The 25789-nt window shown below is 56.2% G+C and carries 21 protein-coding genes; 10 read left to right on the forward strand and 11 right to left on the reverse strand.

Annotated features, from left to right (window positions below; translation table 11 throughout):
• Positions 1–24: 24 nt before the first annotated feature.
• The 4 genes from paaA to EU556_RS12570 form a co-directional block, all read right to left on the reverse strand.
• On the reverse strand, positions 25–990 hold the full coding sequence (gene paaA / locus EU556_RS12555) for a 1,2-phenylacetyl-CoA epoxidase subunit PaaA (RefSeq protein WP_135434439.1): 966 nt from the start codon (positions 988–990) through the stop codon (positions 25–27).
• 152 nt (positions 991–1142) lie between these two features.
• On the reverse strand, positions 1143–2222 hold the full coding sequence (paaE, locus tag EU556_RS12560; RefSeq protein WP_135434440.1) for a 1,2-phenylacetyl-CoA epoxidase subunit PaaE: 1080 nt from the start codon (positions 2220–2222) through the stop codon (positions 1143–1145).
• 90 nt (positions 2223–2312) lie between these two features.
• Positions 2313–2894, reverse strand: a complete 582-nt coding sequence (locus tag EU556_RS12565; protein WP_135434441.1) for a TetR/AcrR family transcriptional regulator — start codon at positions 2892–2894, stop codon at positions 2313–2315.
• 96 nt (positions 2895–2990) lie between these two features.
• Complete coding sequence (locus tag EU556_RS12570; protein ID WP_135434442.1) at positions 2991–4334, reverse strand: phenylacetate--CoA ligase family protein; 1344 nt, start codon at positions 4332–4334, stop codon at positions 2991–2993.
• A gap of 687 nt (positions 4335–5021) precedes the next feature.
• Here EU556_RS12570 and EU556_RS12575 point away from each other — a divergent pair.
• The 8 genes from EU556_RS12575 to EU556_RS12610 all read left to right on the forward strand — a co-directional run bounded on the left by EU556_RS12575 (position 5022) and on the right by EU556_RS12610 (position 14167).
• Entirely contained in the window at positions 5022–5555 is a 534-nt protein-coding gene (locus EU556_RS12575) for a TetR/AcrR family transcriptional regulator (protein ID WP_135434443.1), read from the forward strand.
• A 372-nt stretch (positions 5556–5927) separates the two neighbouring features.
• A complete protein-coding gene (locus EU556_RS12580; protein ID WP_135434444.1) occupies positions 5928–6575 on the forward strand; it encodes a (2Fe-2S)-binding protein in 648 nt (215 codons plus the stop codon).
• Positions 6572–7555: an FAD binding domain-containing protein gene (locus EU556_RS12585; RefSeq protein ID WP_135434445.1), complete on the forward strand. Its 984-nt coding sequence runs from the start codon at positions 6572–6574 to the stop codon at positions 7553–7555. The genes EU556_RS12580 and EU556_RS12585 overlap by 4 nt, the downstream gene beginning before the upstream one ends.
• 76 nt (positions 7556–7631) lie before the next feature.
• Positions 7632–9965, forward strand: a complete 2334-nt coding sequence (locus EU556_RS12590; RefSeq protein WP_135434446.1) for a xanthine dehydrogenase family protein molybdopterin-binding subunit — start codon at positions 7632–7634, stop codon at positions 9963–9965.
• A gap of 144 nt (positions 9966–10109) precedes the next feature.
• Positions 10110–11297 carry an XdhC family protein gene (locus tag EU556_RS12595; protein ID WP_135434447.1) on the forward strand — a complete coding sequence of 396 codons (1188 nt, stop codon included), beginning with the start codon at positions 10110–10112 and terminating at the stop codon, positions 11295–11297.
• A 34-nt stretch (positions 11298–11331) separates the two neighbouring features.
• Positions 11332–11916 carry a nucleotidyltransferase family protein gene (locus EU556_RS12600; RefSeq protein WP_135434448.1) on the forward strand — a complete coding sequence of 195 codons (585 nt, stop codon included), beginning with the start codon at positions 11332–11334 and terminating at the stop codon, positions 11914–11916.
• Positions 11917–12065: 149 nt separating this feature from the next.
• Positions 12066–13511, forward strand: coding sequence for an MFS transporter (locus EU556_RS12605; protein ID WP_135434449.1), 1446 nt, complete (start codon positions 12066–12068; stop codon positions 13509–13511).
• Positions 13512–13651: 140 nt separating this feature from the next.
• The gene (locus EU556_RS12610; RefSeq protein WP_135434450.1) at positions 13652–14167 is read left to right on the forward strand and encodes a DinB family protein; all 516 of its coding nucleotides are present in this window, start codon (positions 13652–13654) and stop codon (positions 14165–14167) included.
• A gap of 71 nt (positions 14168–14238) precedes the next feature.
• Here EU556_RS12610 and EU556_RS12615 read toward each other — a convergent pair whose 3' ends face one another.
• The 3 genes from EU556_RS12615 to EU556_RS12625 all read right to left on the reverse strand — a co-directional run bounded on the left by EU556_RS12615 (position 14239) and on the right by EU556_RS12625 (position 17427).
• A complete protein-coding gene (locus EU556_RS12615; protein WP_135434451.1) occupies positions 14239–15894 on the reverse strand; it encodes an amidohydrolase in 1656 nt (551 codons plus the stop codon).
• A 44-nt stretch (positions 15895–15938) separates the two neighbouring features.
• On the reverse strand, positions 15939–16370 hold the full coding sequence (locus EU556_RS12620) for a hypothetical protein (RefSeq protein ID WP_135434452.1): 432 nt from the start codon (positions 16368–16370) through the stop codon (positions 15939–15941).
• Between the two features lie 283 nt (positions 16371–16653).
• Complete coding sequence (locus tag EU556_RS12625; RefSeq protein WP_135434453.1) at positions 16654–17427, reverse strand: AMP nucleosidase; 774 nt, start codon at positions 17425–17427, stop codon at positions 16654–16656.
• Positions 17428–17605: 178 nt separating this feature from the next.
• On the opposite strand from EU556_RS12625, the gene EU556_RS12630 reads away from it, so the two are divergent.
• Positions 17606–18064, forward strand: a complete 459-nt coding sequence (locus EU556_RS12630) for a type I restriction enzyme HsdR N-terminal domain-containing protein (RefSeq protein WP_135434454.1) — start codon at positions 17606–17608, stop codon at positions 18062–18064.
• 54 nt (positions 18065–18118) lie between these two features.
• On the opposite strand, the gene EU556_RS12635 is transcribed toward EU556_RS12630, so the two are convergent.
• From EU556_RS12635 to EU556_RS12650, 4 genes are all read right to left on the reverse strand, one after another.
• The gene (locus EU556_RS12635) at positions 18119–20017 is read right to left on the reverse strand and encodes an LTA synthase family protein (protein ID WP_135434455.1); all 1899 of its coding nucleotides are present in this window, start codon (positions 20015–20017) and stop codon (positions 18119–18121) included.
• A 15-nt stretch (positions 20018–20032) separates the two neighbouring features.
• Positions 20033–20635: an SMI1/KNR4 family protein gene (locus EU556_RS12640; RefSeq protein WP_135434456.1), complete on the reverse strand. Its 603-nt coding sequence runs from the start codon at positions 20633–20635 to the stop codon at positions 20033–20035.
• Between the two features lie 167 nt (positions 20636–20802).
• A complete protein-coding gene (gene ald / locus EU556_RS12645) occupies positions 20803–21930 on the reverse strand; it encodes an alanine dehydrogenase (RefSeq protein ID WP_135434457.1) in 1128 nt (375 codons plus the stop codon).
• A 294-nt stretch (positions 21931–22224) separates the two neighbouring features.
• Positions 22225–22998: a DUF1573 domain-containing protein gene (locus EU556_RS12650; RefSeq protein WP_135434458.1), complete on the reverse strand. Its 774-nt coding sequence runs from the start codon at positions 22996–22998 to the stop codon at positions 22225–22227.
• A gap of 306 nt (positions 22999–23304) precedes the next feature.
• Between EU556_RS12650 and EU556_RS12655 the strand changes: the two genes are divergently transcribed.
• Positions 23305–25725, forward strand: coding sequence for an alpha-ketoacid dehydrogenase subunit alpha/beta (locus EU556_RS12655; protein WP_135434459.1), 2421 nt, complete (start codon positions 23305–23307; stop codon positions 25723–25725).
• Positions 25726–25789 lie beyond the last annotated feature (64 nt).

Genomic DNA, 25789 nt, shown 5'->3' on the forward strand with positions numbered 1-25789 from the left:
GTTCTTTATCTAATGCAAATTGGCCTAGGCCACTTGCTGAACGGCTTCTTGCTCAGCGCGTTGCTTGCGCTTGGCGGCGTGGGCCAGAGCGGCCTCGCGGACCCAGGCTCCTTCTTCGTGCGCCTTCACGCGGGCGCCGAGGCGGTCTTTATTGCACATGCCGTTGCCTTTTACCACGTTCCAGAACTCCTCCCAGTCTACCTCGCCGAAGTCGTAGCCATTTTTGGCCTCGTTCCACTTCAGGTTTGGGTCGGGCACAGTCAGGCCCAGGAACTCGGCTTGAGGAACCATCATGTCCACGAACTTCTGACGCAGCTCGTCGTTGGTGAAACGCTTAATGCGCCACTTCATCGACTGCTCAGTATTAGGGGAGTCGGCATCTTTGGGGCCGAACATCATTAGTGTAGGCCACCACCAGCGGTTCAACGCTTCCTGGGCCATAGCTTTCTGCTCGGGGGCCCCTTCGCAGAGAGTCTGCATGATCTCAAAGCCCTGGCGCTGGTGGAAGCTTTCTTCCTTGCACACCCGCACCATAGCGCGGGCGTAAGGGCCGTAGGAAGTCCGGCAGAGCGGCACTTGATTGAGAATGGCGGCTCCATCTACCAGCCAGCCTACTGTGCCCATATCGGCCCAGCTAAGGGTGGGGTAGTTGAAAATGCTGGAGTACTTAGCCTTGCCGGAATGTAAGTCGGCGAGCATTTGGTCACGGGAGGCACCCAGCGTTTCGGCAGCGCTGTAGAGGTAGAGGCCGTGGCCGGCTTCGTCCTGCACTTTGCTCAGCAGAATGGATTTCCGCTTCAGCGAAGGAGCACGCGTAATCCAGTTGCCTTCGGGCAGCATGCCAACCAGCTCAGAGTGAGCGTGCTGAGATATCTGCCGGATCAGCGTCTTGCGATACGCGTCGGGCATCCAATCTTTGGGCTCAATGCGCATGTCCGCGTCGATACGAGCCTGAAACTGTTCTTCCTGGGTGAGTTCTAGCGTTTCCATGCCTCTCTAACAAAGATTAACTAACATTCGTTAGTTAAAAGTAAGGAAAATATTGCGCTTGCCCTTTCGGTGTGCGTGCAGAAACTGAGCAAATATTACAGTCATCTAAATTGATTTTGCGCTTTACCCAGCCTGACATTTCTGTAGGCCACTTACTGATCAAAATCGACCTTTACCATCTCAGATGTAGGCCTAGCCTGACAAGACAGGACGTAGCCTTTGGCAACCTCAGTGTCGGAGAGCGAGTAGTTTACGTCCATTTCAACCTGACCCTCGGTTACGCGGCAGCGGCAGGTGCTGCACATGCCGTTCTTGCAGGAGTATGGTGCATCCACACCCATGTCCAGCAGTTCATCCAGAATCGTATTGCCATAGTACGACATCTCCAGGATGCGGGTGCTGCCATCAAGCTGTACCGTTACTTGACTTTTCTTGTCGTCCTCGCCAACGGGGTGCGGTTTGGTTGGGCCAGTAGCTTTCTTGGCGCCGCCTGCTGAGGTAAACATTTCAAAATGAACCTTCTCCGAGGCTACGCCCGCGCCACTCAGGGCCGAGCGCACGCCGTTGATCATCTCTTCCGGACCGCAGATAAAGGCTTCGTCGATCTGCTCGGCGGGCAGAATCTTCTGCAAGAACTGTTGCGTTTTGGCTTCGTCGATGCGGCCGAACAACAAGTCAGTATCGCCCTGTTCGCGGCTGAGAATGTGGTAGACACTGAGGCGCTGCAGAAACTTGTTTTTCAGACCCTCAATGGCCTCCTTGAAAATAATAGAGTTGCGCCCACGGTTGCCATAAATCAGGGTAACCTGACTCTTAGGCTCGGTCAGGAGGATAGTTTTCACAATGGAAAAAACCGGCGTAATGCCGCTGCCCGCCGCGAAGGCCACGTAATGCTTTGCTTGCTCGGGGTGCAGCTCAGTGTAAAAGCGACCCGCGGGCGGCATTACGTCCAGCTCTTCGCCCACGCGCAAGCTGTCTACGGCCAGGGAAGAAAAGCGGCCCTCAGGTACCTTCTTAATAGCCACTTGCCATTCCCCATCGAGGGGGCTGCTGCATATGGAGTAGGAGCGGCGCAACTCCTCACCATCATGCTCCCGCCGAAAGGTGAGGTATTGGCCCTGGGTGAACTTAAAAGTGTCGCGCAGTTCCGCCGGTACATCCAACGACAGCGTCACGCAGTCGGGTGTTTCCTTGTTGATGCGCTTGATTTTGACTTTATGAAATCGACTCATGATGAGTTGTCAGTTATACATTGCCGGGTGCCAGCGGCGCGTTGCTGGGTGCTCACAGGGAAACTCACAACTAGTGACCGGCCGCTGAATCTATTTCGCCAGCCCGTTTAGCAGAATGGTCATGATGTTTTGCTCCAGCTCTTCGCCCGAAATGCCTCGGCCGGGCCGGTACCACAGCTCCACCCAGCGCACCGCCGAAAGAATGGTAAACAAGGCTACCGATACATTTACAGGCTGCAACTCGCCGGCCGCAATGCCCTGCTCAATAAGGGCTGCAAAACCCCGTTCGTAGCGCTTACGGGCATCTTTAAACTGTGTCAGCTTGTCGCCAGTCAGGTATTTCCAGTCGTTGTTGGCCACCGACACGGCCGCGCCGTCCTCAATCATTAAGTGCACGTGCAGCCGAATCAGCGCCTTTATCTTCTCCACGTAGGAAATTTGGGTTTGTTCAATCTGGGCTAGCTGCGAGATGTACGTGTTGGAAACATGAAAGCAAATGTGTTCCAGAATCTCGTCCTTAGAGTTGATGTGGTTGTACATACTGGCAGCCTCCATGCCTACCTGAGCGCCTAAATCGCGCATGGAGGTACCCCCGAAGCCCCGGTCTTTGAACAGCTTAGCTGCTTCCTCGATGATGGTTTGCCGTTTGTTGGTTTTAGTTTTCTTAGCCATTGATGGGTGGAGGAGCAGCAGGACGGTAAACGGTAAGGTGAAGAATGAGCTGAGGAAAGTAATTATGATGTGCTTGGGAGGGATTACTCAGCTAGTTTAGGCCAGGTTGCGCAGGTCCTTTACGCGTGTAAGCTTGCCGCCCTCGCTACGCGGTAATTCGCCAAACCCGAGGAGCGTAACCCGCATGCTTAACCCAATTGAGTCTTTAAGCTTCTGGGCGAAAGAGTGTTGTAGTATCTTGAGGCATTCGTGATCTGCTATTGCTGCCTCGGTTACGGTGTGCAGGCCTAACTCGCGCATAAGGGCTTGGCTAACTTCTACATTCACTTCTACCTCATCTAGGCTGCCCCGGCGCGAAGCCACTACTTGGTAATAAGGGCTAATATGCTCTAGGCCACTTAACACATCTTCTACCTGAGTATGAAAGAAGTTAACGCCCCGGATGATGAGCATATCGTCGGAGCGGCCCCTGATTGGGCCCATCTTTACATGGGTGCGACTTCCCGACTTATCGTAGTAGATGTTGGTTATATCATTGGTCCAGTACCGCAGAATGGGCATGGCTTGCTTGGTAAGCGTGGTAAACACCAAAACGCCTAGTTCACCTTCTGCCACTGGCTCACCCGTGTCCTTATCTACTACCTCGGGGTAAAAATGGTCTTCCCAGATGTAGCTGCCGGTGCCGCGCTCATTCACATCTTCCTGCGATATGCCCGGGCCCATAATCTCGCTGAGGCCATAAATATTTGTAGCCTGCACACCTAGGCCAGTTTCTACTTGTTGCCGGATCGTTTCTGTCCAAGGCTCAGCACCCAACGCAGCATATTGTAGGTGTATAGCCTCGCGCGCAATGCCGCGGCGCTGCAGTTCCTCGGCCAACAATTGGGCGTAGGAGGGGGTGGCGCATAATATTTCCGGTCGGAAGTCCTGCAGTAATTGCAGTTGGCGTTCGGTGCCCCCACCGGATACGGGTATAACCGTGAGGCCCAATTTTTCAGCGCCGTAATGGATGCCTAGGCCACCCGTAAACAGTCCGTAGCCATAGGCGTTTTGCAGTTTCATGCCGGGGCGGCAGCCAGCAGCGGCTAAGGAGCGGGCCACTACCTCCGCAAATATTTCGAGGTCTGCGGCAGTGTAGCCCACTACTGTGGCTTTGCCAGTGGTACCGCTGGAACAGTGCAGCCGGGCAACCTCAGTTTCCGGCACAGCAAAGAGGCCAAAGGGATAGTTGTCGCGAAAGTCAGTTTTCCTCGTGAAGCCCAACTTAGGTAAATCAACCAGGCCCTTGAACGTGGAGGGGTGTACGCCGGCTGCGTCAAGCTTCTGTTTATAAAAGGGCACCCTGGCGTATGCGTAGGCCACTTGCTGCTTCAGCCGAGCGTTCTGCAATTCCCGCAGCTGAGGCAGTGGCAGCTGTTCTATCTCTGGGTTGAAAAGCATTGGCTATGCAGTGGGATGACGCGAGAACGTCGCTAAAAGTAAGTGAACACTCTCGCTGAAACAAACATTCGTTAGTTTTTTATTAAATGCAACAATACCCCTAAAATGCCCGTAGGAGGTTGCAAAGCCAATAACAAACGTTCGTAAATGAATAAAAGTAAGTGTATACTCACTAAAAAAAGTGAATACTTACTTGCATTTAAAAATCTTTGCTTAATATTGTCCCATCAATCAGCTGGCTTATCCCACCAAGGCAACTGATTGATAATTCCCACGCCCGCTTACCCAGGTGTCTCCCACCCCACCTGGCCCCAAAATTCCCACGCCCCGTTTACCCAGATGCTGATCCCACCCATCTGGCGAAATTTGTAGAAAGTCGTGTGGCTCCCCGGCCCCGACGCCAAATTTCTACCTCCTCGCAGCCGGCCGAATTGGACCCCCTCCAGTTCGGCCGGCTTATGGTATATAAGGCCTAGTGGTTATTAGCGTTGTGGAGCACAGCAACAAACCAATTAGCTGATTTCACCTGACAGTGCTTAGGAGAGGAATGTTGGAGTCAACTGCTACGAGCCCGACTATTTAGCCTGAAATTTTGCTAACTACTGAGCAGTAAAATGCCGTATTTACGCAATAGAGGTATTTTAGGGTGCTATATTGAGCCCCAATAGTAGAAACTGAACTCCGTCCATGACCAACCGCAAGCAGCACATTGCTCAAACTGCCCTACAGCTTTTTGGGGAAAAGGGCTTTGAACATACCCCCACGCAATTAATTGCCAAGGAAGCGGGAGTGTCTGAAGCTCTTATTTTCAAGCATTTCGGCTCAAAGGAGCAGTTGCTTGATTTCATTATTAAGAAGGGCTACAAGCGTATTATCGAGCAAAACCGTGGCTGGTATGAAGGCCGGGCACCCTTAGAGTTTGTGCACAGCGTAATAGAATTGCCGTACAAGCTGGTGCGCGAGGAACCTCACTTCTGGAAATTACAGTCGAGGCTCACTGATAGCGCTACGGCCCAGAAGCAGCATGAGCGCTTTTTACAGCCGGTGCCTGCTTTGTTGCATAACGCCTTCGAAAAGCTGGGATACGCAGATCCGGCCAAGGAAACCAGCTTGCTCATGCTACTAGTTGAAGCTCTCTGGAAAATTGAAGTCAACAAAGATGATGAGCAGGTCCGGGAAATGCTGGACTTCATCAAGTCTAAATATCAGGCGCAGAAATAACCTCTAGGCCACTAGCACACACCTTCTGCAAAGCCATTACTGTAAGTCCCCTGTTTCGGCGGGGGACTTTTTTATTTTCCAACCGAGCAAATGCTAATACGCCTTTTATGTTGGGTCAGTATAAAAAGCGGCGGAGTTATATGAGCAGGCAACTGGCTAAAAAGAAACGCAGAGTGTCGCGTATGCACCTAACTCGGGCGTAGCGCTTGCGTACACAGTTGAGTTACGCTCCGTGAGCTAATAGCAGCCCATTGTGCGTCAGGATGTGCCAACTGAACAGGTAACGCACCGGGCTGTTGTCACCAAGTGGTAACGCTGTGTTGTTGGTGTGTGGCACTCCTGGGTTCTTAAACTCTTCTTCCAGTTACTTTTATGTCTGACTTATTTACTCCGGACCCAGCCGATACTAGGCCACCGGAACCGCTCCCGAATGATGCGTCGCGGCGAAGCTTTATGAAGCAGGCCGGTGGTATTCTGGGTCTTGCGCTGGCTCCACCTCTCATAAGTCAGGCCGAGCGGCTCACGGCGCTATCGGGGAAAGTGGAAGGAGTTTGGCCGATGCGTTTGAAGGTGAATGGCGCCGTGCGCACCCTGCAACTGGAGCCCCGCGTGACCCTACTAGATGCTCTGCGGGAGTACCTCGACCTCACCGGCACCAAAAAAGGGTGCGACCATGGACAATGCGGAGCCTGCACAGTGCTAGTAGATGGCCGCCGCGTAAACTCCTGCCTCACCCTGGCGGTGATGAGCCAAGGCAAAGAAATTACCACCATTGAGGGGCTTGCGAAAGGGGAGGAGCTGCATCCCATGCAGGCTGCCTTCATCAAGCACGATGGCTTCCAATGTGGGTATTGCACCTCGGGGCAAATTATGTCGGGGGTGGCATGCGTGAATGAAGGACACGCTACTACTGATGCCCAAACCCGGGAGTGGATGAGTGGCAACTTATGCCGGTGTGGGGCTTACCCCAATATTGTGGCGGCTGTGCGCGAAGTGCAACAAAAAGGAGGCAAAGCATGAACAATTTCGCTTACCAGCAGGCCTCAAAAGCCAAAGACGCCACCGCCATTGTGCGCGACGATAAGCAAGCAGCGTACATAGCCGGGGGTACTACGCTGCTTGATCTGATGAAAGCTAACCTGGAGCAACACTCCCAGTTGGTTGACATCAACTTGCTGCCATTCAAAGGCATTGAGAAAACTAACGACGGCTTGCGCATTGGGGCAATGGAGCGAATGAGCGACGTGGGCGAGCATCCTCTTGTGCTGCAGCAATTCCCCGCAATTTCCGAATCGCTGCTCCTGGCGGCTTCGCCTCAGTTGCGCAACATGGCTAGCATGGGGGGCAATATTCTGCAACGTACGCGCTGTGGCTATTTCCGCGATCCAGCCTTTCCATGCAATAAGCGCGTGCCCGGCTCCGGCTGCCCCGCTCTCCAGGGAGACAATCATAACCTGGCCATCTTGGGAACCAGCGAAGCATGCATTGCCACCTCGTATCCCGGCGACTTATCCGTAGCGCTTGTGGCTTTTGACGCCGTATTGACGCTCGAAAATGCCAAAGGCAAGCAGCGTAGGGTGCCCATCACGGAGTTTTACTTGCTGCCTGGCACTACTCCGCAGAAAGAAACTGTGCTGGAACCCGGTGAGCTGATTGTAGCTATTACGGTTCCTGCAGCGGCGTATACTCAGCGCTCTACTTACCTCAAAGTACGCGAGCGGTCTAGTTATGCCTATGCGCTGGCCTCAGCGGCAGTAGGCCTAGAGGTGCAGAACGGCACCATCCGGGCAGCCCGTGTGGCACTGGGTGGGGTAGGAACTCAGCCCTGGCGTTCCCGCGAGGCCGAGCAGGTACTAACCGGGGCCCCGGCCACGGAAGCTACGTTCCGGGCTGCGGCTGCGGCCGCCTTGCGGGGTGCTCAGCCGCGGGAGCATAATCGGTTTAAAGTGGAGCTGGCGCAAAACACACTGGTACAGGCCCTGCAAAAAGTAGTTGGCTAGCCGCCAAAACAGCTAGGCCAGTGGGGAGGATTTGCTCAGCCCTACCTGGTCATATCTACCAAGAAGAAACTTCCTCATGGATATCGAACCCGCATTCTTTGAAACTAACCCCAAGGCCGGCTCGGTAGGGCAGCCCCTCGACCGTGTAGATGGTCGGGCGAAGGTAACGGGCCAGGCGAAGTACTCCGCCGAGTACAATAACCTGCCCGGCCTAGTGCACGCGGTGCTGAAAACGAGTGACGTGGCAAAAGGGCGCATTCAGAGTATCGATATAAGTTTAGCGCAGAAGGAACCCGGCGTATTAGCCATTCTGACGCATCAAAACCTGCCTAAGCTCGCCAAAACGCCCAACGACCCAGAGGGCAAGAAAGCCATTGGGGCGCCCATGGGCTTCCTGCCGCTTACCTCCGACCAGGTGCATTACGCCGGGCAGCCCGTGGCCATTGTGGTAGCCGATACCCTGGAGCGCGCCCAGCACGCGGCGGCTCTTGTGCGGGTACAGATAGCGGCTGAGAAGCCCCTGGCCTCGTACGAAGACCCAAAGGCAGAGCTATTTGACCCGCAGAAAGTGCAGGACGGCAAAACCGACGGGCACACCGTGCGCGGCAACCCAAAAGCAGCTTTTGCCGCCGCGCCTGTGCAACTTACCCATACCTACACGCACGCTATTAATCACCATAACCCCATGGAGCCTGGGGCTACTACCGCCCACTGGGAGGCCCCCGACCGCCTGACGGTGTATGAGTCGACGCAGGGCGTAACACGGACCCAGAAGGCCTTGAGCAACATGCTAGGCCTAGCGGCCGAACAGGTGCGCGTAGTAACGAAATATCTGGGAGGCGGCTTTGGTTGTAAGGGCTCTACGTGGCCTCACACGGTGCTCACGGTACAAGCTGCCCGCGCAGTGGGTAGGCCAGTAAAACTTTCGCTGACGCGCCCGCAGATGTTTACTAGCATGGGGCACCGCGAAGATCAGACTCAAACCCTGAAAATTGGAGCAACCAAAGAAGGGAAGCTGCTGGCTCTGATTCACGAGAAGACCTCTACCACCTCACCCTGGGACAATTACGCCGAGCCGAACAGCCGCATCATCAACCTGCTCTACAACTGCCCGGCGTTTGAATCAACCTACCAGTTGGCCCGGGCTAACGTGATGACCTCCACGTTTATGCGGGCGCCTGGGGAAGCACCTGGTTCGTTTGCCATTGAGTGCTCCATGGACGATCTGGCCTATCAGGTAGGCCTAGACCCCTTACAAATCCGGCTGCTGAATTATGCCGACAAGGACTACAGCACCAACAAGCCTTGGAGCAGCAAAAGCCTAAAGCAGTGCTATGCCCGAGGGGCCGAGCTTTTTGGCTGGAGCAAGCGTAATCCCAAGGCGGGGCAGACGCGCGACGGTAATTTATTGGTGGGCATGGGCATGGCCACGGCCAGCTACCCCGTGCACAACAACCAGGGTACGGCCCGGGTACGCCTCTACGCCGATGGCCACGCCGTGGTGCAAACCGGCGCCACCGACTTAGGCACCGGCACCTACACCGTGATGACGCAGGTAGCCGCCGATGCGCTGTGGCTCACGCCCGATAAAGTGCGTTTTGAGCTTGGTGACACCAAATTGCCTACTGCCCCTAACTCCGGCGGCTCAGTAGCCGCGGGTACTGTATCATCTTCCATTTACATGGCGGCCCAAGATGTGTGGCAGAGACTGATTAAGATGGCAATTCAGGACAAAAAGTCGCCGCTGTACCGGGCCAAAGCTGCCGACGTAATGGTGGAAAACGGCCGGATGATGCTCAAGGCCAACAAGACAAAGGGTGAAGACTACGCGGCCCTGATGAAGCGCAACGAAACGACTGACATTGAGGGCACTGGCAACGGTAAGTATGGCGCCGGCTATGAGTCGGGACTAGCGGCCGGTTCTGCCGATTCGGGTCACCAAGACGATATGGCGGGTCACTCCATGCACTCCTTCGGGGCGCATTTCTGCGAAGTGAAAGTAGACCCCGCGTTGGGCACGGTACGTGTAACCCGTTGGGTAAGCGTGCACGCGGCCGGCCGGATTCTGAACGCTAAAACTGCCCGCAGTCAGATCATTGGCGGCAGTATTTTCGGGATAGGATGCGCGCTAATGGAAAGGACCGTCCGCGACGAGAATTTTGCCCGTTATACCAACGCCAGCCTCGCCGACTACCATATTCCCGTCAGTGCCGATATTCCGGATATGCAAGTTGAGTTTATCGAGGAGCACGACCCCTATATTAATGCCATGGGAGTAAAGGGCATCGGAGAAATATCGATGGTGGGCGTGGCGGCGGCCGTAGCCAACGCAGTATATCATGCCACCGGTAAACGCGTGCGTAGCCTTCCCATCACCCCCGATAAAATACTAGGCGCTACTCCCGTCTAGGCCACTCTTGTTCAGGTAGATGGTGGGAAGGACTGCTTTGTTAACCACCTGGCCCCACAACCTTCTGAATCTCATCCAAAGTAAACCGGCAGCTTAACCCTACGCTTTTGCGTAAACTATAGTCGATGCCAATTACCGCTACTCATGACTGAATTACAACGACTCTTACTGGCCTACGACGAACATCGCGCTGCTAACCGAGCCTGTGCGCTGGCTTCGGTAGTAGATGTAGCGGGCTCGGCTTACCGTAGGCCAGGGGCTCGTATGCTGGTCACGGAAGATGGGCAGCTGACGGGAGCCATCAGTGGGGGCTGCCTAGAAGGTGATGCCCGCCGCCGCGCCCGCCAAACCATTCAGCGGGGTAAGCCCACCATCGTTACCTACGACTCGACTGACCCCGACGACGATTTGCAGTTTGGGGCAGCGCTGGGTTGTCAGGGCATTGTGCAGATTCTGCTCGAGCCCCTCGACTTTCAAAACCCTGATAATCCCTTGGAGTTGCTGCGGCGCTGGGCCGAAGGAGTTGAAGCTCCCGCCGTAGTGGCCACCGTGTTCAGTTTGGCCGGCAGCACGGCCCCGGTGCAAATGGGCGAAAGACTGTTGCTAACCGCCGATGGAGCCGTGCAGGGTGGCCTAGCGGCCGGCTCTGAGTTATACGACGCCATTCTGACTGATGCACGTGCGGCATTAGCTGCCGGTCAGCCAGCTACGCGCCATTACCCGGCAGGCCCGGTTACAGTGCGGGTGTGTTTAGAGATACTGCGGCCTCCCGTGCGGCTCACCATATATGGTGCCGGCAACGATGTGCAACCCGTAGTGCGCTTAGCCAGTGGCCTAGGCTGGCGGGTGCAAGTGCTGGATGGCCGGCCCGCCCAAGCACAGCCGTCCCGCTTCCCGGAGGCTGAGGCTGTGCGGGTAGTACCGTTGGCGCAAGTGAGCGAGGAGCCGCAGAGCAACAGCTTTGCCTTGCTCATAACGCACAATTATTACTACGACTTAGCTGTGTTGCGGCACCTGCTTCATGCTCCTACCCGGTACATAGGCCTACTGGGCCCTCGCAAAAAATACGACCGTCTGCTAACTGATCTGGAGAAAGAGGTACCCACGGCCGCGCAGCTATTGCAGGGCCGCTTGTACAGCCCCATTGGGTTAAATATTGGGGCCGAAACTCCCGAGGAAATTGCGCTTTCCATCATTTCCGAGATACAAGCAGTTTTGACGAGTCGGCCAGCCAGTTTCTTGCGAGACTCGCCGCATCCTATTCACCCGCCCCTGCACGCCGATGCCCCTTTGGTAGCCGATGGCCGCGTGGATGCCGTGTGTGAATTGTGAAACACCTAGTGCAGTTTCCTAATCAGTACCTCGCATGCCTGCCGTCCTTCTGTTAGCTGCCGGCTCCTCTTCGCGCCTCGGTCGACCCAAGCAACTGCTCATGTACCAAGGAAGCACATTGTTGCGTCGGGCTGCCGAAACAGCCGTGGCCGCAGCTGCCGGGGCCCCTGTGTTGGTCATAACGGGCGCGTTGCACACGGAACTACTACCCGAACTGCATGGGTTACTGCTAACGGCAACTCGGTGTGTTGATTGGGCTGAGGGCATGGGAGCATCCTTGAAATATGGACTAGCAGTGCTGGAAAGTATATGCGCTACCTGGGAAGACTTGCTTGTAATGCTTTGTGACCAGCCCTTGGTAAATTCTGAGTTGTTGCTCTGCCTACAAGAAACCAGCGCGGCCACGGGTAAACCCATTGTTGCAGCGGAGTATGAAGGGGTGCGGGGAGCACCCGCTTATTTCCGTCGGGAAGTGCGCCCATTGCTGCAACGCATGCCTTCGGGGGCAGGAGCAGGGCAACTCTTCAAACAACACCCTGAGCTAGTGGCGGCGGTGCCATTCCCGGCGGGAGCTATTGACGTTGACACCGAGGAGCAGTACGCGGCCCTGCCTGCATGAGGCTTCTACGGATCAGCACTGGCCTACTGGCTTTGGCAAGGCGGCCGGGTAGTGCGCAGCAGTGGTAACAGAACCCTAAAACTGCCCAGCAACCGCAACCGCAGAATCCCGTTATCTTGCCCGGTGCACTCACCTCAACCATTGCCTCTATGACAACTCCCTCAGCGTCGGCCGCCGCGCCGGATGCTTCCTTTGATGCCATTCCGAAAGATGACAAGCGCATTACCCGCGGCTGGACGTTCTACGACTGGGCCAACTCGGTTTACCCCCTAGTAATTACCAGTTCAATCTTCCCAATTTACTGGGGCGCCATTACCAAAACGCTCAGCCCTGAAACGGATATCGTACGCTTCCTGGGCTTTGAGGTGCCGGGTTCTTCGCTGCTGACATACGCCATTTCAGCCGCTTTCTTGCTGGTGGCTTTGGTGAGCCCCTTTCTCACTTCTCTGGCCGACTTCTCGGGTCGCAAGAAGCTGTTCATGCAGATATTTTGCTACATCGGGGCGATATCGTGCGCGGCGCTGTTCTTCTTTACACCCGATACGCTTACGCTAAGCACGTTCATCTTCATCTCGGCTACCTTCGGGTTTTCAGGGTCTATTGTATTCTACAATAGTTACTTGCCGCTGATTTCGTCGGAAGAAAAGTACGATTCGCTGTCAGCCAGAGGCTTTTCTATGGGCTATATTGGCTCAGTTTTGCTGCTAGTAATATGCCTGGTAATCAATCAGTTTCCTGGCCTGTTAGGCATTGATGCCTCCACGCCCGAAGGTGCCCGCCTGCCCGCTCGAATTTCTTTCCTGCTCACGGGCATATGGTGGGCTGGTTTTGCGCAAATTCCCTTCTTCACGCTGCCCCCCGACCCTGGCCGCAGTGCCAACGCCGGTACAGATGACTCGGGGTGGCTACTCAATGGCTTCCGGGAGCTAGGCAAGGTCTGGGACCAACTCAAGCAGCTTCCCAATCTGAAGCGCTTCTTGCTTGCCTATTTCACCTACAACATGGGCGTGCAAACCGTGATGTACGTGGCCACTATCTTCGGCGACAAAGAGTTAAAGCTTGAAAGCACCGCGCTCATTATCACCATTCTGCTGCTGCAAGTGGTGGGCATTCTGGGCGCCTACTTGTTTGCTAAGCTTTCGGAGCGCATTGGCAACACTCGGGCCCTGAGCTGGTCGGTGTTTATCTGGATGTGCATTTGCGTAGCGGGTTATTTCGTGCAAGCCGGTTGGAGCTTTTACGCGCTGGCCTCGGTAATTGGGCTCACCATGGGTGCCATTCAGAGCCTTTCACGCAGCACGTATTCTAAAATCATTCCCGAGAACACACCTAACACCGCCGCCTTCTTCAGCTTCTTCGATGTCACGGAAAAGCTCAGCATCGTGATAGGTACGGCCGTATTTGGCATCATCGCTCAAATTACGGGCTCCATGCGCAACAGCATCTTGTCCCTGATTGTGTTCTTCATACTAGGCCTGATCTTCTTGCTGACATTGCGGGGCAAGAAGCTGCGCGATGAACTGAAACCGGAAGTAGCCGCAATGGGGCCGCCACCCGCCACCCCCAATGTTGGAATGCCTGCCACCAAGGCCTAGGCCACTTAGCCGAGACCCGCACAAAAAGTAGTTTAATGCAAAAGCCCGTTCCTGGTTGGAGCGGGCTTTTGCTTGCTTGGTAAAACCTCTGAGGCCGCCAGCAGTTACGCATAGCATTATTTCACTCCTTACACCCCCCCATGGAAGCACAGACTACCTCTCTCCAGGCTGCCCTCAGTCAAGAGCTGAAACACGAACTGCAGCTCACGCGCCGCCTGCTGGAGCGTGTACCCACCGAGCAGTTCGGCTGGCAGCCCCACCCAAAGTCCATGAAGCTGGGTACATTGGCTTCTCACATGGCCAACCTAGTGGGCTTTTTGCAAATGTCATTGCAGGGCCCCGAGACGGACATGGCTACGGTGCAAATGCCCGCGTCGCCAACTACGACCGACGAGGTGCTGCGCCGCTTCGATGTGAACGGCGAGAACATACAGAAGGCGCTAGGCCAGGTAGATGATGCCACGTTCCACGACCTCTGGACCATGCGCCGTGGTGAGCAAGTCTTCCTGACCATTCCGCGTACTGCCGTAGTGCGCACGATGGTGCTCAACCACCTCATTCACCACCGCGGCCAGCTTTCGGTGTACTTGCGCTTGCTCGACATCCCGGTACCCGCTATTTACGGCGGATCCGCCGATGAAGCTCCTCAGCGTTAAGCAACCATCCTAAACGCAACACGGCCCGGTATCCTCATGCTGGATACCGGGCCGTGCTGTTTTAGACTAGTCTATTTGGTGGCTTGGAAGACCTGCTCGCCGGCAATCCACGTTTGCTGCACTTTGGCGTTGCGCAACTGCTCCTTAGGGGCTTCCAGCAAGTCAAGGCCCAGCACCACAAAGTCGGCAGCCATGCCCGGCTTAATGCTCCCTTTCTGCTTATCCTCGAAGGCCGCGTGGGCAGCCCAGGTGGTCATACCGCGCAGGGCATCGGGACGGCTCAGGGCGTTTTCCATCTGGAAGCCTTGGGCGGGATAGTTCTTGGCATCCTGCCGGGCTACCGCCGAGTGGAACCCATAGAGCGGGTTAATGTCTTCCACCGGGAAGTCGGAGCCCAAGGCTACCTGGCCGTATTGCTTGCGCAGGTCATTAAAGGCATAGGCCGTTTTCAGGCGCTCCTGGCCTAGCCGCTCCCCGGCCCAATACATATCGGAGGTGGCGTGGGTGGGCTGCACCGAGGGCACAATGCCGTACTGCCCAAACTTGGCTACATCAGCCTTGCTCACTATTTGGGCGTGTTCAATGCGCCAGCGCCGGTCTTTCTGGCCTTTCAGCGCCTCACCGTAGATATCTAGCAGCAGACGGTTACTGGAATCCCCAATGGCGTGGGTGTTCATTTGAAACTTGCTGGCGGCCAACTGCTGCGCCAGCTTGCGGTAGTCGGCCACGGAGGAAAGCAGGAAGCCCGTTTCCTTTGGCTTATCTGTGTAAGGGTGCACCAGGCAGGCCCCGCGGGAGCCCAGGGCCCCATCGGCGTACACCTTAAACGAGCACACGGTCAGGCGGTCCTTAAATACTGGTCCATTCTTGAGGTAGAAATCTAAGTTTTCTTTTGTGGGAGCCAGCATGGTGTAGAGGCGCACCTTTAGCTTGCCCTGCTGCTGCAGAGCATCCAGCCGGTCTACGTTGGCTTTTTCTAGGCCTGCATCGGCGAGACTAGTGAGGCCTACGGCTACGCAGTTCTTCTGGGCTTGCAGCAAAGCGGCTTCTGCTTCAGCGGCGGTGGGCTCTGGTATTTTACCCGACACCAACCGCACTGCATTATCTACCAGTAGTCCAGTCAGGTTGCCGCGGGCATCGCGCGCAATGGTGCCGCCGCTGATGGGCGTGTTCTTGGTCACGCCCGCCAAGTCTAGAGCCTTCTGGTTGACTAGGGCCGCGTGCCCATCTACCCGCACAATAAACACGGGCGTGTTGGGGAAGAGGGCGTCCAGGGTGTCTTTGGTGGGGAACTGCTTGCTAGGCCAGTCGTTCTGGTCCCAGCCTCGGCCGGTAATCCAGGCAGCCTGGGGGTACTGCTGGCGCTGGGCCTGCAGCTTCTGCACCACCGCACCCCACGACTCAGTACCTACCAAATCAGCATCGCGCAAGCCCAGGGCGTAGCGATAAAAATGGCAGTGTGCGTCGTAAAAGCCCGGGTACACAAACTGGCCCTGGGCATCAACTTCCTTCTCGGCCTGAAATTTTCCCCGAATGTCATCGGCGGAGCCCACGCCCACAAACTTGCCATCCTTCACGGCAAAGGCTTGGGCTTTGCTGAAGGCGGAGTCTACGGTATACACCGTGGCGTTGTACACGATAAGGTCAGCGGCTTGGCGGCTGGTGGTCTGGCAGCCGGCAACGCTCCCGAGCAAAGGGAGCAGGGCGAGAAGGCGGAAACGAGTCATGGAGGCGAAGGTACGCAACGCGCAGACCTAGGCCACTACTCAACTTACCGCACCACGGATTCTAACTGCTGCTGGTGCTGCAGCCACTCTAAAGCGGGTTTTTCTTCCGTAAATCGTTGGAGTACGTAGGGCTCCTCTCCCGCGGTGGAGGGGGCCGGGCGAGCCATACTGGCCATAACCCCGGCCAGTTGGTGAGGCGCCATCAGGAAGGCGATGAACGTAGTACGCCCTAAGCGCGGGTACAGGCGCGGATAAAACTCCTCGTGCATCCAGTGGACATCTAGCGCATCAATGCTGGTGCGCCGCCGGATGTCTACCAGCCAGTAGCGGCACTGGCGCTCAGCGGCAATATCCAGCAAAGTCTGATAACCCCGATGCAGCTCAAACGGCATCACCGAGCGTAGCCATCGGCCCGTAAGCACGTGCTGCTCAGCTACTGAAGTGATAGTAAGATAGTTTGAGTCGAAGTGGGTCATCAAGTAAGACGGTTAAAGCTGCGGTGGGGGGACAGGAGGCTGTACACTGGCCTAGCAGGAGTAAGCAGCTAGTTATGCGCCGCCGGGCCAAAGGTCAAGGTAGCCGTAATCGGGGTAGTTGTCCAACTTTAGTAGGGTTGTTAATTCAATAATAATCAGTTGGCCTAGGCCACTATTCACGAAGGCGAAGAATGGTGTTTAGGCTTCATCATCAAGTAGCTACCCATAAAAAAAGCCCAAGCGCGAGCGTTGGGCCTTTTCACTAGGGCAAAAGAAACAGTGCTTATTCGAAGCGCATGTGCTTCACCGATTCGCCGGAGTTTTTCAGCTCCATCAGCGACTCAATCCCGATCTGCAGGTGAGAGTTTACAAAGTCGCTAGTGACTTTTTTGTCGCTCTCCGAAGTTTTCACGCCTTCGGGCGTCATGGGGTTGTCGCTCACGAGCAGCAAGGCACCGTGTGGAATCTCGTTCACGAAGCCCACCGTGAAGATAGTCGCGGTTTCCATGTCCACGGCCATAGCCCGGATCTGACGTAGGTACTCCTTGAAGTTCTCGTCGTGCTCCCACACGCGGCGGTTGGTGGTGTACACCGTGCCGGTCCAGTAGTCTTTCTCGTGCTTCTTGATCATCGACGACACGGCCCGCTGCAAGCGGAACGACGGCAGCGCCGGAATCTCGGCGGGTAGGTAGTCATCGGAAGTACCCTCGCCGCGAATGGCCGCGATGGGCAGAATTAGGTCACCGAGTTTGGTCTTGTTTTTCAGACCACCGCATTTGCCCAGAAAAAGAGCTGCCTTGGGTTTCACGGCCGAAAGCAGGTCCATCACGGTAGCGGCCATGGGCGAGCCCATACCGAAGTTGATGATGGTGATGCCATTGGCGGTGGCAGTTTGCATAGGCTTATCGAGGCCGCGCACTTCCACGCCGAACTGCTCGGCAAACATGTTCACGTAGTTGAGGAAGTTCGTCAGCAGAATATACTGGCCAAATTCCTTGAGCGGTACGCCGGTGTAGCGGGGCAGCCAGTTCTCGACAATGTCGGATTTAGTCTTCATAGGCAATCAAAAAAGGTAAATGTTAGGGAGAGGAGGAGGAAAGCGGTACTTACGTAACAGTATTCGCTTCCGGCTATCTTTTCCCGTTGGATACAAAAAAACCGTCGGGACCCGGGAGGGTACGACGGTACGGGGCGAAAAGCGGGAACTGAAGTCCGGGGCCGTACCTTTGGAGGTGATGCAAGAGTTGAACCTGCCGCCTTTCGAATACAAAGTTACGAAATCCAGCGAAAATTTGCTGATCTGGGATGTACTACGCCGCAAACAAGTAGTACTTACCCCTGAAGAATGGGTCCGGCAACACGTGGTGCATTACCTCATCAACCACCGTGGTTACCCAAAAGGTTTGCTCTCCCTGGAGCGCGGCCACCGCTACAACCAACGCCAGAAGCGCACTGACCTCTGCGCCCTTGGCCCCGATGGCCAGCCCCTGCTACTGGTTGAGTGCAAAGCCCCCTCCGTCGCTATAACCGCCGCCGTAGCCATGCAGGCAGCTACGTATAATCAAACTATTGGTGCGCCTCTACTATTGCTTACTAATGGCCTACAGCATTTCTGCTGGCGCGTAGATTTCGAGCAGCGCACCAATGAGCGCCTGCTAGAAGTACCAAGCTATAGTGACTTGGTGATTGAGTGAGGTAGTGAAGTGGCCTAGGCCAGTGCATCGGCTCACTCAATCATTAATTAACTGCTACTGTTTGTAGAGCTTATTCTCTACCAAACCATTCGTGAAGAACTGCGTGCAGGCTTTTAGCTCATTACCGTAAGCGCGCAGCTTTTCAGGGTTTGGGTGAGCTAGGGGACTGGCGGGCATAGAGTGCGTACGGTACGGGTAAAGCCGCACCTGGCTGTCAGCCGTTAACTCGGTCACGTAATCTTGGTGGACGAGGTAGTGAGAGCCTCCGCTCAGAAAGAGAGCCCGGCCCCCGGTGCCGCCATCGAATACGGAGTAGCCGAAAGGTAGCAGCTGGTGCGGAGCAGCCACGCCCAGGTAGTCGAGTACAGTGGCTGGCACGTCGGCTTGCTGGGTGATGCGGTGTACATCGGCGGTAGGTAGTTTCCGGCCGGGGTGGAAGAGCAGCAGAGGGGTTTTATAATTACCCAGCAGGTTCTGATAGTCACGCCGGAGGGATTGGGAAGTGTGGTCGGCGAGCAGGATAAACAGCGTGTGCTTGTACCAGGGCTGGTGGGAGGCCGTTTTGAAAAATTGGCGCAGCGCAAAATCGGTGTAGCCGATGGAGGCGTGGATAGGCAGCTTGCCGGGGCTGAACTTGCCCTTGTACTTGGCTGGCACTGGAAATGGCTCGTGCGAAGTCAGCGTGAAGACCGTAGAGAAAAAGGGCTCAGGCTGTTTGGTGAGCTGCTGCGCGAAGTATTGCAGGTATGGCTCATCAAAAATGCCCCAGTGTCCATCGAAGTCAGGGCTTTTTGCGGCGCCAGGATATTCTGCCAGGCCATAGTACTTCTGAATGCCCGTGATGCCCGAGAAGGTGTTGAAGCCCATGGTGCCATTCTGTGCCCCATGGAATACGGAAGTAGCGTAGCCCTGCTTACCTAGTAGCTCGCCTAGGCCGTGCAGTTCGTCGGTCTGGAAGTTGGAGGTAATGAATGGGCTCTCCATGAGCGATGGCAGACCCGCCAGCACCGCTGGTAGGGCCTCAATGGAGCGGCGCCCGTTAGCGTAATGCTCCCGGAAGAACAGCCCCTGCGTGGCCAGCGAATCGAAAAAAGGGGTGTAACCCTTGCCGCCATTCTCGATACCATTGTATTCGGAGGCAAAGCTTTCCACCAGCAGAATTACCACGTTATCACGCGGCGCTTGGGGGCGGGGAGCAGGTACGCGGGCAGCCAGTGCTGCGTGTAAGGCTTGTGGAGAAGAGAAGTAGGCCAAGCGCTCTACGGGCTCATAGCCCAGGCTTTTCAGAAAAGTAAACGTGCTGTTCAAAGCCAAGTGGCCTAGCACTGGGGGCGTCTGCATGAAGGCGTGCCCGGTGCGTAAGGGCTTGAGCTGTAGGCCACCCCGGATACCCAGTACCGCCAACCCCGCCACGGCAATAAGCTCTAGGCCAGTGCGCAACACGGAACGGGAAGTGCGCGGTTGCTGATAATCTCCCGTAGACGCGGGGCTGGGCATGGGGTACAGGTACCAAAGCAACCCAAACAGCGCCGCAAACGGAACCAGCAGAAACCAGTAGTGGCCTACAAGTTGCCCAGCCTGCCGCTCAATGTCGCCTGTGATGGTGAAGAGCTCGTCGCTGGTGCGGCGCCCAATGAACTTAAAATACTGCGTGTCAATCAGGTTCAGCGCCATACCCGTCGCGTTCAGCGTCAGGTATACCCCCCGCAAAGTCCGCTGCCAGGTTCGCCCAAAGTTCGGCACCAATGAAAGCGCCAGAAACGGGATATTTAGCAGCAGCAGAGCCGATATATCAAAGCGGAAGCCGTGCCAGAAAGCCAGCAGCACTTGGCCTACGGTGGCCTCCTGAAACACGGTCTGGTTGGCCAAATAAAAAGCCAGCCGGAGCAGCAGGTAGACGCCCAGCAGCAGCAAAAACCGACGAACCAGCAGGCGCAGAACGGGAGAGAGCATCAGCGCAAGTAACGGTTATTCCTGGAGAGGCTTGAGTTGGAGGTGCTGGCCGTCGGGCAGGTTCTTGATTTGCCGGTACAAGTCGGCGAGCCAGGCTAGGCGCGCGGCTACGGTCTGCGGCTGCACGCGGGGCTTCTGCTGGGCCGTTTCAATGCACAAGGGCGGGAAAAGGCTTAGCAATTGGCCGGGTTGCAGCACCCCGCCCCGCTGCTGGAAGGCGCGGAGCGGCTCCATGCCCAGCGCATCCAACGGGAACTTCTCGGCTCCAAATAGGAAGTGTTTGAAGTCCACTTCCAAGTCGGCCAATTCCCCGGTCTCGGTATCCAGGAAGAGTACGGCGTCGCCGCGGAGCAGGAATTGGTTGCCCACGCAGTCTTGCGCAAATGGTATGTCGGTTTCCAGCACCGTGTCGTAGGTGCGCCAGAACGCATTTTCGCCCTGCCACACCTCCGCCAGAGAATGCCAGGAGGGCTCTGCTACACAGCCGCGAATGTGTAGGCCACCGAAGTAGGCCACCACGCCATTTTGCTCGCGCAGAAAAGTTTGCAGGTAGGAGGGAAGGCGGGCAAAGCTTACGAGGTCCGTCAGTTCGCCACCAGTAAATAAGATGCCTTTCATAAGGAGATAGTGCGAAGCTCCAGCCGCGCGAGTTGTTGAGCAACCTACGTAGATTGTTCAACCAAGATGATACAATGAGACGCCAAGCTGGAGCTTCGCGTTACAGAAAAAGCCTCCCCGACCACCAGGCCGGGAAGGCTTTTCTACATAGAGGCTACTAGTGCTGCTTAGGCAACCGCACCTTCCATTACAGAGTCAACCGTTTCGAGGGGCAGGCCCCACGCTTCAGCTACACCTTTGTATACCACTTTGCCATGCACCACGTTCAGGCCGAGGCGCAGGGCCTCGTCGCGGCGGCACGCTTCCTGCCAACCCAGGTTAGCCAGCTTCACGGCGTATGGCAGCGTAGCGTTGGTCAAGGCCAGGGTGGAAGTGTATGGCACGGCACCAGGCATGTTGGCTACGCAGTAGTGCACAATGTCGTCGATGATGAAGGTGGGGTTTTCGTGGGTGGTGGGCTTGCAGGTCTCGATGCAACCACCCTGGTCTACGGCCACGTCAACCAGCACAGTGCCAGGCTTCATGGTCTTGAGCATGTCGCGGGTGATGAGATGGGGAGCCTTCGCGCCCGGAATCAGCACCGCCCCGATAATGAGGTCAGCGGTTTTGATGGCTTCGCGGATGTTGTACTCGTTGGAGTACTGCGTTACCACGTTCTTCGGCATGAAGTCGTCCAGCTCGCGCAGACGGTTCAGGCTGATGTCCATTACAGTTACCTGAGCGCCCAGGCCAGCGGCAATTTTTGCCGCCTGCGTGCCCACGATGCCAGCACCCAGCACCAGCACCTCGGCGGGCTTCACACCGGGTACGCCACCTAGCAGAATGCCACGGCCTTTCAGAGGCTTCTCCAGGTACTTAGCACCTTCTTGGGGAGCCATGCGGCCAGCCACTTCGCTCATCGGGATGAGCAGGGGCAGAGCGCGCGAGGGTAACTCTACGGTTTCGTAGGCTAGGCACACCGCCTTGCGCTCAATCATGGCGTGAGTCAGTTCCTCGCCCGAGGCAAAGTGGAAGTAGGTGAACAGCAGCTGGTTTTCTTTGATGAGGGGGTACTCCGAAGCAATCGGCTCCTTCACCTTCACAATCATTTCAGCCTTGGCGTACACATCCTCAATAGTGGGGAGAATGGTAGCGCCAGCCTGCTCGTATTCGGCATCCTGGAAGCCGCTGCCCAGGCCGGCCGTAGCCTGCACGTACACATCGTGACCGTGCTTACGGAATTCAGCTACACCAGCAGGCGTGAGGCCTACGCGGTTTTCGTTGTTTTTAATCTCTTTCGGTACGCCGATTAGCATGACTTGAAGCGAAGGGTGAAGGTGGGTGGATTAAATGCCGTAAAAGCGGGGGCAAAGATAAGGTGAAAACTGCGAGATGAGGTGAGGAAGTGATGAGGTGACGGGGGAATGGAGCGACGAGGTAAAAGGAAGTGGCCTAGAAAAAAGTTAAGCCTCAGCGGGGTGGCACTCGTCGTCGAACCGACGGTGCTGCCCCGCTGAGGCTTAATGGAGGCGGAGAAGATTGATGTAGTGGTTGTTATTGACCTAGGCCACTTACTGCCACCGTCTCTGCTTATTACCTCAGCATAAAAATTACTTAAACGGTACCGTAGAGCCGCTTTCCTTTACCATGCTGCCAGCATTCAGGTCCTGCACCACGTTAGCTTTCAGCGTCAGCTTAGTGTCGCCGTGCATGTCGTTGCTGGTAATAGTAACGGCTTCTTGCTGAGTACCTAGTTTACGCTGGTTGTACACCAACTCAATAGTTGCGCTCTGGCCTGGTTTGATGGGAGCCGGAACCGCCTTATAGCCCACGCAGTAGCACTGCGACTGTACAGCGCTCAGCACCAAATCCTGTTTGCCGGTATTTTTAACCGTAAAGCGAGCCGAGGGCGTCTGGCCGGCTTCCATCTTACCGAAATCGTGGCTGGCACGGTCTATCTCCAGCTTGGGACCCTGGGCCAGCTGAGCGGGGGTGAGCGTAGCCTTGATCTGGTCTTTGTTGAGCACGTTGCCCTTGATGGTGAGCACAGTGCTGGGCGTGGCCGCGTTGCTGGTGACCGTCACGGTTTTGTTGAAGATGCCGGGGCGGCCGGAGCTACTGTATACGGCCTTTACAATACCAGTTTTGCCAGGCATGACCGGTGTTTTAGTCCAGTCGGGGGTGGTGCAGCCACAGGAGGCTTGCACGTTGGCAATGATAACGGGTTGGTTGCCAGTGTTCTTAAACTTGAACTCGTGGGTCGCCATAGTGCCCTCGGGCACGTTGCCGAAGTCGTGAAGTTCTTTTTCAAACTGCAGCACTCCTTGAGCGTGCGAGGCGGCGGCCACCAGTAGGGCTACCAGCAGTGAGAACACGTGTTTCATTGTATAGGAAGCTTGAAGGTAAAACTCTGAGGCAACTGAAGAGGCCTAGCACCACGTGGTAGTCGGACGGCACAGCGAGAACAAGTGTCTACTACTTCTGTTCCACATTCCTCCAATAACTTTTCGCGGCGGCAGCCAACTCCCTTTACCAAAGGTAATCAACAAAGCCGCTTGCTGCCGCTAAAGTAGGCTTACTTCAGCACGCGGCCGGATCGGTGGCAAATCCGTACTTTTGAGGGCCTGTTTCCCCCGAAGCCGGTTCCCACCCACTCTACACCCGCCCCCACCTTTATCCGTTCTGCTTCTATGTCCACCGCTGAAACTGCCGATTTACTGGTTACCGCCGCCACCCTAAGCAAAGAAGAACTGCTTCGTGATTACCGCCTGGGGTGGGAAAGCCGGCAGGCCTCGCTGGCAGGGCGCAAAGAAGTCTTCATGGGCAAGGCCAAGTTTGGCATCTTCGGCGACGGCAAAGAGGTGCCGCAGCTGGCCATGGCCCGTGCCTTCCGGGCTGGCGATTGGCGCGCCGGTTACTACCGCGACCAGACATTTATGCTGGCCATTGGTGAGCTAACCCTGCAGCAATACTTCGCCCAACTCTACGCTCACCCCGATGTAGAAGCCGAGCCTTCCACGGCCGGTCGCGCCATGAACGGCCACTTCGGTACCCGGCTGCTCGACGAAGACGGCCAGTTCAAGAACCTCGCGGAAAGCAAGAATTCCTCGGCTGATATTTCACCCACGGGCGGTCAGATGCCGCGCCTCGTAGGCCTGGCCTACGCCTCTAAGCTGTACCGCCAAAACCCCGAGCTGCATAACATGACGCAGTTTTCGGTGAATGGCAACGAGGTAGCTTTCGGCACTATTGGTAACGCCAGTACCTCCGAAGGTATGTTCTTCGAGGCCCTAAATGCCGCCGGCGTGCTGCAGATTCCGATGCTGGTGAGCGTGTGGGACGACCACTACGGCATCTCGGTACCCGCCGAATATCAGACGACGAAGCAGAATATTTCAGAGATTCTGAGAGGCCTGCAGCGAGATGGCGAAGGTCAGGAAGGCTTCGAGATTTTTGTGGTGAAAGGCTGGGACTACGCTGCCCTGATTGATACCTACCAGCGCGCCGCCGAGGTGTGCCGCACCCAGCACGTGCCCGTGCTCATCCACGTAACCGAAGTGACTCAGCCCCAGGGGCACAGCACTTCGGGCTCACATGAGCGCTACAAGAGCAAGGACCGCTTGAGCTGGGAAGAAGAGCACGACTGCCTGCGCAAGATGCGCGAGTGGCTGCTCTCAGAAGGTCAAGCCTCGGAAGAGGAGCTGGATCAGATTGAAAGCGAAGCCAAGGAAACCGTAAAGCAGGCCCGCGTGGCCGCTTGGGAGTCCTTCTTCAATCCCATCAAGCAGGAGCGCACAGAAGTAGTAACGTTGCTCAACAAGCTGGTAGCCGAGACCGGCACGGAACACCAGATCAATGAGCTGGTAGAGCCGTTGGCGCAAAACCCAGCCCCGATCCGTGCTGACTTGGTGCGGACAGTGCGCCGGGTGCTCCGCCGGGTGCGCACCGTGCGTAGCGCCGCCCGCCGTGACCTGCAGAACTGGCTCGAACAGGCCCTGGCCGAAAACGCCGACCGCTACAACTCTTACCTCTACAGCCAGAGCGAGGAAGCAGCGCTGAACATCGAAGAAATTAAGGCGGAGTTTGCCCCCAACACCCCGCAGGTTGATGGGCGTGAAGTGCTGCAGGCGTGCTTTGAAGCCAACTTCCGCCGTGACCCCCGCATTTTCGCCATTGGCGAAGACGTAGGCCGGATCGGTGATGTAAACCAAGCTTTTGCGGGCCTGCAGGAGAAATTTGGTGAGCTGCGCGTGACAGATACTGGCATACGGGAGTGCACCATTGTAGGCCAGGGCATTGGGGCGGCCATGCGCGGTCTGCGTCCCATCACTGAAATTCAGTATCTCGACTATCTGCTCTACGCCATCCAGATTCTCAGCGACGACGTAGCCAGCCTACAGTACCGCACCAAGGGTGGGCAGAAGGCTCCGTTGATTGTGCGCACTCGCGGCCACCGTCTTGAGGGCATCTGGCACAGCGGCTCGCCCATTCAGATGATTCTGGGCAGCATCCGGGGCATTCACCTGTGCGTGCCCCGCGACATGACCCAGGCCGCCGGCTTCTATAACACCTTGCTGCGCAGTGATGAGCCTGCCATCGTGATTGAGTGTCTCAACGGCTACCGCCTCAAGGAGCGCATTCCGCAGAACGTGGGCGAGTTCACGGTGCCACTGGGCGTGCCAGAAGTACTCCGCGAAGGCCAGGACTTGACCATCGTAACGTATGGCTCAATGTGCCGCATTGTGCAGGATGCCGCCAAGCAACTAGAAGAGGTAGGTATTTTCGTGGAGATTATCGACGTGCAAACCCTGCTGCCTTTTGACATTGAGCAGATCATTTCGGATAGCCTCCGCAAAACCAACCGCGTGCTGTTCGCTGATGAGGACGTGCCTGGTGGTGCTACTGCCTACATGATGCAGCAAGTAATCGACGAACAAGGGGCTTACCAGCTTCTCGACTCGGCGCCGCGCTGCCTCTCAGCCCAGGCTCACCGCCCACCCTACGGCTCCGACGGTGATTATTTCAGCAAGCCCAACGCTGAGGACGTGTTTGACACCGTGTATGAAATGATGCAGGAAGCCGACCCCAAGCGTTTCCCGGCTATCTATTAGTCACGAAAAAAGCCCTCGTTCAGTGGCCTAAGCCAGTTGAACGAGGGCTTTTCGTGAAGTATCG

The organism is Hymenobacter fodinae, assembly GCF_004745825.1.
GTDB classification, from domain to species: Bacteria; Bacteroidota; Bacteroidia; order Cytophagales; family Hymenobacteraceae; genus Hymenobacter; species Hymenobacter fodinae.

What these genes read in the sequence shown, in the direction of transcription:
- EU556_RS12585 (WP_135434445.1), top strand. Translation starts at nt 6,572, where the DNA reads ATGAACAATTTCGCTTACCAGCAGGCCTCAAAAGCCAAAGACGCCACC.
- EU556_RS12625 (WP_135434453.1), bottom strand. Translation starts at nt 17,427, where the DNA reads ATGAAGACTAAATCCGACATTGTCGAGAACTGGCTGCCCCGCTACACC.
- EU556_RS12635 (WP_135434455.1), bottom strand. Translation starts at nt 20,017, where the DNA reads ATGCTCTCTCCCGTTCTGCGCCTGCTGGTTCGTCGGTTTTTGCTGCTG.
- EU556_RS12600 (WP_135434448.1), top strand. Translation starts at nt 11,332, where the DNA reads ATGCCTGCCGTCCTTCTGTTAGCTGCCGGCTCCTCTTCGCGCCTCGGT.
- EU556_RS12590 (WP_135434446.1), top strand. Translation starts at nt 7,632, where the DNA reads ATGGATATCGAACCCGCATTCTTTGAAACTAACCCCAAGGCCGGCTCG.
- EU556_RS12630 (WP_135434454.1), top strand. Translation starts at nt 17,606, where the DNA reads ATGCAAGAGTTGAACCTGCCGCCTTTCGAATACAAAGTTACGAAATCC.
- EU556_RS12605 (WP_135434449.1), top strand. Translation starts at nt 12,066, where the DNA reads ATGACAACTCCCTCAGCGTCGGCCGCCGCGCCGGATGCTTCCTTTGAT.
- EU556_RS12565 (WP_135434441.1), bottom strand. Translation starts at nt 2,894, where the DNA reads ATGGCTAAGAAAACTAAAACCAACAAACGGCAAACCATCATCGAGGAA.
- EU556_RS12570 (WP_135434442.1), bottom strand. Translation starts at nt 4,334, where the DNA reads ATGCTTTTCAACCCAGAGATAGAACAGCTGCCACTGCCTCAGCTGCGG.
- EU556_RS12650 (WP_135434458.1), bottom strand. Translation starts at nt 22,998, where the DNA reads ATGAAACACGTGTTCTCACTGCTGGTAGCCCTACTGGTGGCCGCCGCC.
- EU556_RS12615 (WP_135434451.1), bottom strand. Translation starts at nt 15,894, where the DNA reads ATGACTCGTTTCCGCCTTCTCGCCCTGCTCCCTTTGCTCGGGAGCGTT.
- EU556_RS12580 (WP_135434444.1), top strand. Translation starts at nt 5,928, where the DNA reads ATGTCTGACTTATTTACTCCGGACCCAGCCGATACTAGGCCACCGGAA.
- EU556_RS12595 (WP_135434447.1), top strand. Translation starts at nt 10,110, where the DNA reads ATGACTGAATTACAACGACTCTTACTGGCCTACGACGAACATCGCGCT.
- EU556_RS12610 (WP_135434450.1), top strand. Translation starts at nt 13,652, where the DNA reads ATGGAAGCACAGACTACCTCTCTCCAGGCTGCCCTCAGTCAAGAGCTG.
- EU556_RS12655 (WP_135434459.1), top strand. Translation starts at nt 23,305, where the DNA reads ATGTCCACCGCTGAAACTGCCGATTTACTGGTTACCGCCGCCACCCTA.
- EU556_RS12640 (WP_135434456.1), bottom strand. Translation starts at nt 20,635, where the DNA reads ATGAAAGGCATCTTATTTACTGGTGGCGAACTGACGGACCTCGTAAGC.
- EU556_RS12620 (WP_135434452.1), bottom strand. Translation starts at nt 16,370, where the DNA reads ATGACCCACTTCGACTCAAACTATCTTACTATCACTTCAGTAGCTGAG.
- paaA (WP_135434439.1), bottom strand. Translation starts at nt 990, where the DNA reads ATGGAAACGCTAGAACTCACCCAGGAAGAACAGTTTCAGGCTCGTATC.
- EU556_RS12575 (WP_135434443.1), top strand. Translation starts at nt 5,022, where the DNA reads ATGACCAACCGCAAGCAGCACATTGCTCAAACTGCCCTACAGCTTTTT.
- paaE (WP_135434440.1), bottom strand. Translation starts at nt 2,222, where the DNA reads ATGAGTCGATTTCATAAAGTCAAAATCAAGCGCATCAACAAGGAAACA.
- ald (WP_135434457.1), bottom strand. Translation starts at nt 21,930, where the DNA reads ATGCTAATCGGCGTACCGAAAGAGATTAAAAACAACGAAAACCGCGTA.